General features: G+C 37.4%; 13 protein-coding genes and 2 pseudogenes. 8 read left to right on the plus strand and 7 right to left on the minus strand.

The genetic code is table 11. The features are described 5' to 3' along the window. Window positions 1–10: 10 nt before the first annotated feature. Window positions 11–1486, minus strand: a complete 1476-nt coding sequence (rpoN, locus tag ACFJIZ_RS02740) for an RNA polymerase factor sigma-54 (RefSeq protein WP_379090445.1) — start codon at window positions 1484–1486, stop codon at window positions 11–13. 180 nt (window positions 1487–1666) lie between these two features. On the opposite strand from rpoN, the pseudogene mscL reads away from it, so the two are divergent. Then, window positions 1667–2099 (plus strand): annotated as a pseudogene (mscL, locus tag ACFJIZ_RS02745) (large conductance mechanosensitive channel protein MscL). Between the two features lie 69 nt (window positions 2100–2168). Here the strand turns inward: mscL and ACFJIZ_RS02750 are convergent. The 4 genes from ACFJIZ_RS02750 to ACFJIZ_RS02765 form a co-directional block, all read right to left on the minus strand. Then, a complete protein-coding gene (locus ACFJIZ_RS02750) occupies window positions 2169–3047 on the minus strand; it encodes a ChaN family lipoprotein (RefSeq protein ID WP_379090447.1) in 879 nt (292 codons plus the stop codon). 76 nt (window positions 3048–3123) lie between these two features. Next, window positions 3124–3777: a S9 family peptidase gene (locus ACFJIZ_RS02755; RefSeq protein WP_379090449.1), complete on the minus strand. Its 654-nt coding sequence runs from the start codon at window positions 3775–3777 to the stop codon at window positions 3124–3126. A 47-nt stretch (window positions 3778–3824) separates the two neighbouring features. Continuing rightward, window positions 3825–4181 (minus strand): DPP IV N-terminal domain-containing protein, encoded by a 357-nt coding sequence (locus ACFJIZ_RS02760; RefSeq protein ID WP_379093856.1) that lies wholly within the window; start codon window positions 4179–4181, stop codon window positions 3825–3827. Then, window positions 4106–5407: a DPP IV N-terminal domain-containing protein gene (locus ACFJIZ_RS02765; RefSeq protein ID WP_379090451.1), complete on the minus strand. Its 1302-nt coding sequence runs from the start codon at window positions 5405–5407 to the stop codon at window positions 4106–4108. Before ACFJIZ_RS02765 ends, ACFJIZ_RS02760 begins: the two co-directional genes overlap by 76 nt. 305 nt (window positions 5408–5712) lie before the next feature. Between ACFJIZ_RS02765 and ACFJIZ_RS02770 the strand changes: the two genes are divergently transcribed. From ACFJIZ_RS02770 to tsaB, 7 genes and pseudogenes are all read left to right on the plus strand, one after another. Continuing rightward, window positions 5713–6510: a hypothetical protein gene (locus ACFJIZ_RS02770; RefSeq protein ID WP_379090453.1), complete on the plus strand. Its 798-nt coding sequence runs from the start codon at window positions 5713–5715 to the stop codon at window positions 6508–6510. 92 nt (window positions 6511–6602) lie between these two features. Then, entirely contained in the window at window positions 6603–7598 is a 996-nt protein-coding gene (locus ACFJIZ_RS02775; protein WP_379090455.1) for a sensor histidine kinase, read from the plus strand. Further along, a pseudogene (locus tag ACFJIZ_RS02780) lies at window positions 7576–8310 on the plus strand (LytR/AlgR family response regulator transcription factor). The gene ACFJIZ_RS02775 and the pseudogene ACFJIZ_RS02780 overlap by 23 nt, the downstream one beginning before the upstream one ends. A 169-nt stretch (window positions 8311–8479) precedes the next feature. Continuing rightward, entirely contained in the window at window positions 8480–8638 is a 159-nt protein-coding gene (rpmH, locus tag ACFJIZ_RS02785) for a 50S ribosomal protein L34 (protein ID WP_055133745.1), read from the plus strand. Window positions 8639–8701: 63 nt separating this feature from the next. After that, a complete protein-coding gene (gene rnpA / locus ACFJIZ_RS02790) occupies window positions 8702–9097 on the plus strand; it encodes a ribonuclease P protein component (protein WP_379090457.1) in 396 nt (131 codons plus the stop codon). After that, the gene (yidD, locus tag ACFJIZ_RS02795) at window positions 9084–9314 is read left to right on the plus strand and encodes a membrane protein insertion efficiency factor YidD (protein ID WP_379090459.1); all 231 of its coding nucleotides are present in this window, start codon (window positions 9084–9086) and stop codon (window positions 9312–9314) included. Before rnpA ends, yidD begins: the two co-directional genes overlap by 14 nt. Before the next feature lie 42 nt (window positions 9315–9356). Beyond that, a complete protein-coding gene (gene tsaB / locus ACFJIZ_RS02800; RefSeq protein ID WP_379090461.1) occupies window positions 9357–10046 on the plus strand; it encodes a tRNA (adenosine(37)-N6)-threonylcarbamoyltransferase complex dimerization subunit type 1 TsaB in 690 nt (229 codons plus the stop codon). Between the two features lie 377 nt (window positions 10047–10423). On the opposite strand, the gene ACFJIZ_RS02805 is transcribed toward tsaB, so the two are convergent. Beyond that, on the minus strand, window positions 10424–11662 hold the full coding sequence (locus tag ACFJIZ_RS02805) for a hypothetical protein (protein ID WP_379090463.1): 1239 nt from the start codon (window positions 11660–11662) through the stop codon (window positions 10424–10426). Then, window positions 11659–12003, minus strand: coding sequence for a hypothetical protein (locus ACFJIZ_RS02810; RefSeq protein WP_379090465.1), 345 nt, complete (start codon window positions 12001–12003; stop codon window positions 11659–11661). The genes ACFJIZ_RS02805 and ACFJIZ_RS02810 overlap by 4 nt, the downstream gene beginning before the upstream one ends. Window positions 12004–12050 lie beyond the last annotated feature (47 nt).

The raw sequence follows: 12050 nt of genomic DNA on the forward strand, positions 1-12050 counted from the left end.
TGCAAATTGCCTAAAGCTCTTTCCTTAAGCGGGCCACAGGAATATTCATCTGCTCTCTATACTTGGCTACAGTTCTTCTGGCGATGTTATAACCCCTGTCTTTTAAGATTTCAGTCAACTTCTCGTCAGCCAAAGGCCTGCGTTTATCTTCGTTTCCAATACAGTCTTCCAATATTTTTTTAACCTCTTTATTCGAAACTTCTTCTCCATTTTCTGTTTGTATAGCTTCAGAGAAGAATGATTTTAACAGAAATGTGCCAAATTCGGTTTGTACGTATTTAGAGTTGGCCACCCTCGAAACGGTAGAGATATCCATACCAATCTTATCTGCAATATCCTTTAAGATGATCGGGCGCATTTTACGCTCGTCAGCAGTTAAGAAATACTCATATTGATAATGCATAATGGCATTCATGGTTTTGAGCAATGTCTGTTGCCTTTGTTTGATGGCATCAATAAACCATTTTGCAGAATCCAATTTTTGTTTTACAAACTGAACGGCTTCTTTTAGCTTTTTATCTTTTTGCGAAGCCTTGTCGTAATGGTCAAACATGTCCATGTAAGAGCGGCTTACCCTTAGTTCAGGTGCATTTTTAGAGTTCAATGTCAAGATCAATATCCCGTCATTGTTGCTGATATGGAAATCTGGAATGATCTGTAGCTGTTTGGTGGTTACCTGGTTCGAGTCGCCTGGTTTTGGATTTAGCCTTAAGATCTCAGCAACCACCTCTTTAAGTTCTTCACTACTTAAACCAACTGATTTTTCCAGCTTATCGTAATGTTTACGGGTAAATTCATCTAAATGATGCTCAACTATCGCTATCGCTTTTTTAACGATTGGATTGTTCACATCCTTGCGTTTCAACTGTAGCGATAAACACTCTTGCAGGTCGCGTGCAGCAATGCCAGGAGGGTCAAAGCTTTGGATTACTTTGAGCATTTCCAGTACATCTTCTTCCTCAACCATTACGTTTTGCGAAAAAGCCAAATCGTCAATCATTGAAGTAATCGGACGACGCAGGTAACCATCGTCATCTAAACTACCGATGATCTGTTTACCCACAATAAAATCTGTATCAGATAAAGGTACGAGGTCTAATTGCTCCTGAAGGCTTTCAAAAAAAGTGCTTTCTATTGCTATTGGTGTCTCTTTTTTATCTTCGTCGTCATCCCCATTGTTGTAGGAGGTGCTGTAATCGTTTGTATTGTCGTCTTGAAGGTAATCCTCTACATTAAACTCATCTACACTGGTCTCTTCACCTGAATCCGAATCATATTCATTACGGTCTTCGTTTAAATCGTCGTACTCGCTTTTCGGCTCTTCGGCAGTCATTAAGCTCGGGTCTTCAAGCGCAGGATTATCTTCCAGTTCTTCTTTAATACGCGTATCTAAAGCAACAGTTGGCACTTGCAACAATTTGATGAACTGAATTTGTTGCGGCGAGAGTTTCTGTAATAGTTTTTGCTGTAGATGTTGTTTAAGCATATTTTTCTGGAAGATGTTTTAATTTCCAAATTTAAGCATTTGCTTTAGATATTAGGAACAATTAATCAGCTATTCTTACTATTGGACTAATTTTTGATTAAAAAAGCTTTGGTATACTTGTAAAGTTTATTACATTTAAATTAACTAAACTAATTAATTGGATTAAAATTAGAACTATTTATGGGCTTTGTTAAAGAATTTAAAGAGTTTGCCATTAAAGGCAACGTGATGGATCTGGCCGTTGGGGTAATCATTGGTGGCGCTTTCGGTAAGATTATCGATAGTGTGGTTAAAGACCTTGTGATGCCTGTGGTTTCCGCAATTATTGGGCAACCAGATTTTAGCAGTTTGTATGTGGTACTGAAAGGTACGGTTCCAACAAACCTACCTTTAGAAGAAGCCAGAAAAATACCTGATACTTCGATTTTTGCCTATGGTAACTTTATCACCGTAGCGATCAATTTCTTATTGCTGGCTTTTGTTGTTTTCTTATTGGTTAAAGGTATCAATGCCTTGAAACGTAAGGAGGAAGAAAAAGTGGTAGCTGCTCCACCTGCACCTACAAATCAAGAAGTACTTTTAACAGAGAATCAGAGATTTATTGAAGAAATAAATAAAGAAAGAGTAATTCAATCGTCATTTCGAGCAAATATTATAGTGTTCGAAATGACGATTTTTTATTCTAGAAAGTCCGCTTTACAGTAGGGTCTGTTACAATGATGTAATCTCCTAAAACTGCATATTTTTTCCAGTCCGGATCGTTAAAATCGTCTGCAGAGAAAGCAGAAATATTTAAGATCTTTAATTTTGGTGCATATTTTGCCAGTTTGGCTAAGGTGCCCAATTTTTCATCACTATGAAAACGGCCATTCACCTGAAAGATCTTCTTGTCTTTATTATTCTTGGCATATTTGGCAATTGACCAAGCCATCGTCGCATCCCAAAAGTTTTGGGTCTGATAAATTTTCATCGGTCCCATACTGTGTCCGCCAAGTGTTTCGATAAACTTATCGTAATAACGTCCGGTAGCTGTGTCAATAGGTAGGGGCGCAATAAACTGTTTCGAATTTGCAGGTAATTGATTTAAGGTTTCTAAACCAGATTTGGTTACCACATTGCTATATCGGGCAGCCCCATTGCCCCCAATTACGTCCAGTTGGTTCAATTTGGCAAACTCAATCATGGGTCTGTAGTCTTTGTAGTTGTTCCAAGCCCTTCCTTCTTTGATGAAATTCTTTTCGCTAATGATTCCACTTAAATATTCATTGATTACAGGTTGGATATCGGTGTGGAACATTTCCATGGTCAAGGCAGTTTTGCCCGGATAAGCTGCCGCCATCTTTTTAAATAGCGTAACCTCTAGGTAATGACCGATAGAGTCATTGTGTTCTTCGCCAAAAAACAATACGTTGGCAGTACTGAGGTCTGTAATGATGTCGTCAAGACTAATGGTTTTTTGCTTTTTTACATCATAAACTTTGTAATGTTTGCTGATATCCTGTGCCGACCCCAATATGGGAATGAGTAGGCAGATGAAGATGAATAGTTTTCTTTTGATCATGATCCTTTGGTTTAACCGCTATCGAGCTGTTGCGAATGTATTAAAAAGGAACTGTTTCTTAAAATCAGCTGCCAAACTATGGCTTTGGTATGGTGATATTTGTTTTCCAAGTCCACTCCGGAGGGTCGATTCCCAATAGATGTTTGACAAAGAAATCTCTTCGTTTATGTTCTCCATAATCGCCACCCAGAGAATGTTTCATGCCTGGTACCATTAAAAAGTCAAAATTCTTGTTCGCTTTGATCAATTGATTGATCACCTGCATGGTTGAAGAAGGGTCTACATTATCATCTAACTCCCCTAAAATGAGCAAAAGTTTACCTTGTAGGCGATAGGCATTGTCAACATTCGATGATTCGGCATAGGCCGGGCCAATCGGATAACCCATCCATTGTTCGTTCCACCACATTTTGTCCATTCTGTTGTCGTGGCAGCCTGAAGAAGATACCGCAACCTTATAAAAATCGGGATGGAAAAGCAAGGCCCCTAGAGAACTTTGTCCACCAGCAGAATTTCCAAAAATGCCAACTCTCTCCATATCCATATAACTATATTTTTTGGCGGCTTCTTTGATCCAGGCAATCCGGTCAGGAAAACCTCCATCTTTTAGGTTTTGCCAAGCCACATCATGAAATGCTTTTGAACGATTAGAAGTACCCATTCCATCGCATTGCACCACAATGAAACCAAGTTCTGCCAATTCATGTAAAGAACCTCGAGAATCATTCACAAAACTTTTAGGTACAAAAGAATCGTGTGGGCCAGCGTAGATATATTCTATAACAGGATACTTTTTCGAGGATCGAAATTGCTAGGGCGGATCATCATTCCCCAGATATCTGTTTTGCCATCCCTTCCTTTGGCGCTAAATACCTCTGGTAATTTCCAGCCTGTTTTTAAAAGTGCATCTATATTGGCATTTTCTAATTCTTTTAATACTTTTCCAGTTTTGCCATCTCTTAACACGGTAAGCTGCGGCTGGTCAATTCTAGAATAAGTATCTATAAAATAACTATAATCATCATTAAAGAAAGCCTTATGGTTCCCATTTTCTGTGGTTAATTTAACAAGTCCAGTTCCGTTAAAGTTGATCTTATAGTATTGGATAAAATAAGGTCTTGGTCTTTTTCCAATCCGCTGCCCTCAAAAATGATGGTTTTGTCTTTTTCATTGACACTAACTACGCTACGCACCACCCAATTGCCTTTGGTGATCTGGTTTTTTAATGTCCCATTGCCATTATAAAGGTAAAGGTGGTTCCAACCATCTCTTTCAGATGCCCAGATGATTTCTTCACCATCGTTGATATCATATCTGTATTTTTTTCCGCTATAGCTAAAAAAGGTCTTACTTTCTTCTTTGATCAATTCCTTCAACGTACCATTGGCATCAACCTCAACAACGGTATATTTTTGATGTCCGCGTTGGTTATACTCAAAAGTAAATGCCCTGCTGTCTTTTCGCCATTCCAAATTACTCAGTGCATATTGCGATTGGATTTTTTGTTGATCTAAATTGATTTGTTTTTTACTGTCGACCAAGAATAGTGTAGGTTGCAATTGAGGCAGTGCATCACCAGGTTTAAGGTAGTTTCTAGATTGCAGTATGGGCTGTAATTGGGTTGCTGGAGATGACTCGATTAGGTAAATCAAATGTGGTTTATTAGGACGGACTTTATTGGTCGCTAATTTCTTCGAATCTGGCGACCATGCAATGAACGAACTGTAATACTCGCCTTCCGAGCCATCAAAACTTAATTGAAACTCCTCTTTTTTTCCTTCGATACTTTTGATATAAACATTAAAGTTTTTAATGTAGGCTTCCCAGTTTCCATCTGGAGACTTTATTCTTCTTTCTGTTTGATCATTGGCTTGGTTGCCCCAATAATTTGGGGTTCTTGGGCTTTCTGTTCTTTTGAGCTCCTTACATTTAAAAGTACTGAGGTCATAAGACCAGATCTTATTGTCGTAGGTAAACTGCAGTTCAGCACCATCATTGTTCATACTTACATTGGTAATAGGAAGTTGGTAAGGGCTGAATTGTGTTTTGGTTACGGTTGCTAGTTCTGTAGCCAGTTTTTGTTGGTCAAACGCAGGTTTTTTACTGAGGTCTTTCACATCTGCCAAAATATACTCCGTTCCCTTTTCGGTTACCATGGTATAGAAATATTGCTTTTTAACATTCAGCCATTTAAAACTATTGGGCGCATAGTAGATCTTGTTCTGTATTTGGCCATTTAACGATTCGGCCCTTTGGTAATCTTCAATTTTGCCTTGGGCAAAGCTGTTTGCTGCAACAAATAAAAAGATGGTTGTAGAAAATAAAAACAGGAAGCGTAAATGCAGTTTTTTGGATCTCATGATAAGTTTGTTTTTGGTCTCTCGGTTAAAGTTAAAGTGCTGTCAATTAGGAGTGCTTAAGATACTGTTAAATACAAAGATCAATTTTCCTGATATTAACCATTTATAACCTTAAATTGAGCAGTTTTGCCGAGGGATGGATTATAGTCTAATGTTTTATTAACTTCGGTAAACGGACCTCAAAGAATAAAATAATTTTTACCGAATAATTAATGCTTTTTACCGATAATTAACTTACAAATGCAAGATTGCTATAGGCTGATGTGAAGTTTCGACCTACATTTGACTATACAATACAGAAGAAAATGGAAAATACCAATCATAACGAAATGATAAACCGCTCTGGCAAGGTTTGGGCAGGTTTATTTATAATAGTAATAGGTTCACTTTTATTGTTGGACAATGTAGGCTTAGACCTACCTAGATGGTTGTTCAGCTGGAGTACACTTTTGATCGCCATAGGTTTGTTTATCGGTTTTAAACATAATTTTAGAAATAGCGGTTGGTTCATTATGGTACTTGTAGGTACCTATTTTACACTGGATAAAGCAATAGACGGATTAAACATGTCGCATGTGGTCTTTCCAATAATGCTGGTTGGATTGGGACTATTTTTGATCTTTAAACCAAAAAGTACTTTTAACCATAGGGAAAATAGATGGCAAAGAAGAGGCCGTCGTTGGAACAATAGATTTGGACAGGCAGAACCTTTTCAGACTTATGGAGAAGAAGCCAAAACAACCGATGAAAAAAAAACGAATAGCAACGATTATCTAGATTCTGTGAATGTTTTTGGAGGAAGTCACCAAACGGTCTATTCTAAAAACTTTAAAGGGGGAGAAGTAACCGCGGTTTTTGGTGGATGCGACCTTAACTTGACACAGGCAGATTTTGAAGGAGAAATCGTATTGGATATCACAGCAATATTTGGAGGCTGCAAGATGATCATTCCTCCAGGATGGCAGGTAAAACCAGAAGTTACAGCGATTTTTGGTGGTATGGACGACAAAAGAAGCATTCAGCCAGCCGTAGAAGGGCAGAATAAGCTTTTAATTATTAGAGGGATAGCGATGTTTGGCGGGGTAGATATTAGGAATTACTAAACAAATTTTAACCTAAACTTGATGTCGTGACGACAACTCCATTATCAGTAAAGCAAATCAAACTCGTCTCCAGCGTCATATTGGCCTGTTGGATGGGAGTATGCGCTTTATTTGTCTATTATACACTTAACTTTAGCTGGCAGATTGCCTTGGCCGATAGCATTATCAGTAATGGACTATTGGCCATTGGCTGTATTGTGATCAGCAACATGTTGGGCTATTACCAACCTAAAAATGAAAGGATGTTATTCCTTTTGCTGTTGACCGCAGTATTGACCGTAGTGATCATCTTTACAGCTAAATATGCACTCAACTATCTTTTTATCAAGCAAAAGCTCTATGAACTGTTTTTAGACTTTTCCTTGCCATTTAGGGCAATAGTTGCATTTCTGTCATTAACCTGGTGTGCTTTGGCCAATATCTTATGGTATAGATTAGAAGAACAGTCGGAAACCCAGGGCCGTTTATTAGCCGCCCAAAATTTGGCAAAAGAAGCTGAACTGAATAAACTCAGACATCAATTGCAACCACATTTTCTGTTCAACAGCTTGAACTCTGTTTATGCCCTAACCATTGTAAATCCCACCGAAGCGGGAACGATGATGACTAAATTGGCTGCTTTTTTAAGGGGCACACTAAAACGAGATGATGAGGTTTGGGTTAATGTAGCCGAAGAGATGGAATACATACAGCTCTATCTGGATATAGAAAAAGTACGTTTTAGTCATCGGTTAAACCTGGATGTACAGATTGAAGAAGATACATTGGGTCTATGTTTGCCAGGAACCTTATTGCAACCTATTGTAGAGAATGCCATTAAATTTGGTTTATACAATACTTCTGCCGCCATAACCATTACCATAAGGGTCAAATTGGAAAATAGAACTTTGGTGGTTTGTGTGGCCAATCCTTACGATCCAGAAATGAGGGCTACTAAAGGTACAGGTTTTGGTTTGTCGGCAATACGTCGTAGATTGTATCTGTTATTTGCCGACAGCAACCTTTTGCAGACCGAGACACGCAACGATAATTTATATATAACTACGCTTAAAATACCACAAAAAGATGATAAGAACGATACTAATTGATGATGAAGCCTTAGCCAGGGATGTGGTTAAACATTATTTGAAATCGTATCCTGATATAAGATCGTTGCGGAATGTGTAGATGGTTTTGAGGGACTAAAAGCCATTGCGCAACATAAACCTGATTTTATTTTTTTGGATATCCAGATGCCTAAGATCAGTGGTTTTGAGATGTTGGAACTTGTAGAGAACCATCATGCAGTAATTTTCACAACAGCATTTGATGAATATGCCATTAAGGCATTTGAGGTAAATGCGGTTGATTATTTACTGAAACCCATAGAAAAAACACGTTTTGACCAAGCCATGCAGAAATTGCCTGCAAAACTGGCCAAAGGCGAAACCAGCAATGAGTTGCTGGAAACCGCTGCATTGTCGCCGGCACAGAACAGTAGGATCGTGGTTAAGAACGCAGGGGTCAATCAAAATTATTCCGGTAACAGAATTACATTACATTGAAGCGGATGATGATTATGTGAAATTGAGTACAACGGAAGGTAATTTCCATAAAAACAAGACCATGAGCTTTTTCGAGCAGACACTCGATCCCAACCAGTTCATCCGCATCCATCGTTCTTATATCATTAACTTGGTTGAGGTAACCAAGATCGAATTGAAAGAAAAGGAGAGTTATGTTGTACTTTTAAAATCGGGCATTTGGCTACCGGTAAGCAAAACTGGATACATCAAATTAAAAGCGGCCTTAGGTCTTTAATACCCTGCTTTACGTTTTTACAAGAAGCAAAACTATCATGAAAACGATAGAAAACACTATATTTGCAACTCAATAAAAAATAAAAAGAAATCACACTTGCATTTATAGAAAAATCACGTTATATTTGCACCTCTTATTTAAAAAACTCTAGTTAAGATATTATACAGTTATGAAAAGAACATTCCAACCTTCGCAAAGAAAGAGAAGAAACAAGCATGGCTTCCGCGAAAGAATGGCTACAGCAAACGGTAGAAGAGTATTAGCTTCTCGCCGTGCAAAAGGAAGAAAAAGATTATCAGTTTCTGACGAGCGTCGTCATAAAGCATAATTTTTGATTGCCGCCTTTTAGGTGTTAGCAGTTAGATTACGCTGCACAATTGCAATCAAAAACATGAACAAATTTAACAAAGAAGAACGGTTATGTAGTAAAAAGTCATTAGACTTGCTATTTAAGAACGGTTCTTCTTTTTTATTATACCCCTTTCGGATTACTTATTTTTTTGTAGCCGAACCTCATCAATATCCTGCCCAAATTGTAATCAACGTAGCCAAAAAACGCTACAAACGTGCAGTTGATCGTAATTTGATTAAGAGACGTACTCGTGAAGCTTATCGCTTACAAAAAGAACTCCAACTTTATCCATTTTTAGTAGCCCAACAAGACCTATTGCTTTTGTCGTTACAGTATGTAGGCAAAGAGAAATACGATTATGGCTTTTTTGAAAAGAAATTGTCATTGGCACTTAAAAAATTAACTCAACAAATAGCCGCAGATGAAAATAATTAAACTTCTGTTTTCTTGGCTTTTTTTGGGCATCATCAAGTTGTATCAACTTTTTATCTCTCCCTTGTTAGGCGCCAATTGTAGATATACACCAACTTGTTCACAATATGGTGTAGAGGCCATTAAAAAACATGGTCCGTTTAAAGGTGGTTGGCTAACCCTAAAGCGTATTGCAAGTTGTCACCCTTGGGGCAAACATGGGCATGATCCCGTACCTTAAAATAAGATCTAAACGCTTAACTTTACCTTTCTAATTTTAAAGATGGCTACTATACTACAAATTGAAACAGCTACACCGGTTTGCTCGGTTGCATTGGCTATAAATGGAGAAACAATTGCGTTAAAGGAACAGGCCGCACAGAATATCCATGCGGCTAGTTTAACCTTATTTATAGAAGAAGTAATGCAGACGGCAGGCTTGGCTTATAAAGATTTGGATGCCATTGCAGTAAGTAAAGGACCTGGTTCTTATACAGGTCTACGCATAGGTGTATCCACCGCCAAAGGCTTGTGTTTTGCGCTTGATAAACCTTTTATTGCCATACCCACTTTACAAATGATGGCGAATGGATTTTTGTTGCAGCATCCAAATTATGGGGGATTGATCTGCCCCATGATCGACGCCAGGAGGATGGAAGTATTTACGGCCGTTTACAACAATAAACTACAGGAAATAGAAGCCGTAAATGCAAAAATTGTAGACGAAAAGAGTTTTATCTTAGAGCTAGACCAAAACTATGTAACCTTTATTGGCGATGGTGCAGAAAAATGTATGCCTGTGCTCGACCATCAAAATGCACATTTTTCTATTTCAAATTATAACTCCGCAGCCAATATGAGCAGTTTGGCAAAGTTGGCCTTTGATCACCAAAACTTTGAGGATGTAGCCTACTTTGAACCTTTTTACCTTAAGGATTTTGTATTTACAACCCCAAAAAGTAAAACGAATTGAGTGGTGTTTAAGCACAAATTTGATAGGCTATTAATGTTTTGCTGAAACTTCATTAATAAGGTTTATTTGTACCCATAAGAATTGAGGAAAGCAAGTTGCTCAACAATTTTAACGTTAGTCGGGCTTTACATTCCAATCTTTTTGTGCTTCAATAAGCTCAACAAAACAAAAAGGATTTTCATTCCAATCCCGTTTAACTATGCAGCTATTTAGGGTTGTTTTTGCCAAGAACTACTGGTTTTGTTATTTAAACCTGATTGTAGCAGATGCCGATTTTCTTCGGCAGGAGTGAAAAGCAGGGCTGGACCGACCGAAGAACTACTTCCAATGTTTTGCTAAAATTTCGCAAATAAAAATAGCTTTATCGAAATTTTACATTAAAAATCTTTGTTTAAAGTATCTGTAGCAACTGTCTTTTCAGGTTTCTTGTAAAGCAACAGATTGCTCAAGAACTTGCCTTTATCGCCGGATAACTGAAAAGAGAAGGCATCAAAAGACTTAAAACCGGTTTTTGATTGGTACTGTTTAAAATAAGGTTGTTTGAGGTTCCTGCCAAAAATATCATTCGAGTTTTCATGGTTCACATAAAAGGAAATGGTAGCAGAAGAAGAGAGTTGATTGTTAAAATCTTGATAATCTACATCATTGGTTAACAAAGCATTATTTTCATAGCTATTTAAAAATACCTGTATGCTGCTGGCGTTGTTGGCCATTACCAAATAGTTGTCGATGATCGTATAAAAAGGCTTTTCAAATTTCTTGAACGGTTCACCAAAATAAGCGTAAGCAATACCAGGTTCTTTAAATATTTTGATTTCCGGTGCATAATTACCACTTAAATCCATTAACAATTGTCCCACTTTTTCGCCATTGCTCAATGCAATTGCTCCAAATTTTTCTCCACTGCTCAATTGAAAAGTGACCAACTCATTTTTAAAGTATTTAGGAAAAATCTGATTCAGATCAATCCTGTATTTTTGATTGACTGAGGAAATCAGCTGACTTACTTTTTTATCTTCATTGGTCTTAACCATCAATTCATTTAGCTCTTTGTGCCAGTTGACATAATCTGAGATAGCATAAATGGTATAATTGGCCGTTTTTTGCGGAAGGATAGTGTTGATCGTTAGCTTTTGTTCAGGAACATGGTCGAAAAGTTTGTAATAGCTCTGGTCGTTGTTGATCTGGGTATTGCCATTGAACAAGAGTTTTTCCTTGCTAAAATTATAACTTAAGGCCGCAAAACTATTTTGCTTGTTAAACACATTAAGCTCGCCACTGATATTGCTGTTCAAGATGCTTTTCAGAAATAAAGGAATTTTGTTGAAATCAAGATAAAGACTAGCCAAGGTATTTTTGTTAAAACGGCTATTGTTTTTGATGTAATTGACAAAATCCTGTTTTTCTGTTTTCTGGTCTTTCAGTGCATTCTGGATTGGCAACAATACATTTGACAAAGTAATCATGTTATTTTTGATGCCAATAAAACATTGCGTGCTATCTTTAAAAGTAAGCTGGTAAACTTCGCCCAGCTTATTTACTTTGGTTTGGTTGCCACTTAAACCATTGAATATTTTTTGAGGATTGATATTTGAGCTGATTTGGGTACCAATCAAAAAATCAATGGTATGGTCTGCGCCAGGATCAAACCAATATAGATTTTTTGACTATTTAATGCATTGGCAATATCGGGCTGGCCAATCAAATTGTCTCTTAAAGCACTGAATTGTTTTGATTTGTTTTCCCCTAAAATATGTTGAAACAAATCCTGTCCACTTAAGATTTCATAAAAGCTTTTGTCGTTTTCAAAGCTGAAGATGATCCCCGAGTTGGAGGCAACTGTATTTAAAGATAAATCGTTTGCGCTTGTTTCTGTATTCAAATTAGAAAAATACAGATAAGCCATTGCGATCATTCCTATCAGTAATATCCCTAACGTTATATATATTCTTTTCATGGCTGTTACCTACAAATTTAATTTAATTTTGGGATTACAGAGATTAT

The organism is Pedobacter sp. UC225_65 (assembly GCF_042698365.1).
In the GTDB taxonomy this organism is placed as follows: Bacteria; Bacteroidota; Bacteroidia; order Sphingobacteriales; family Sphingobacteriaceae; genus Pedobacter.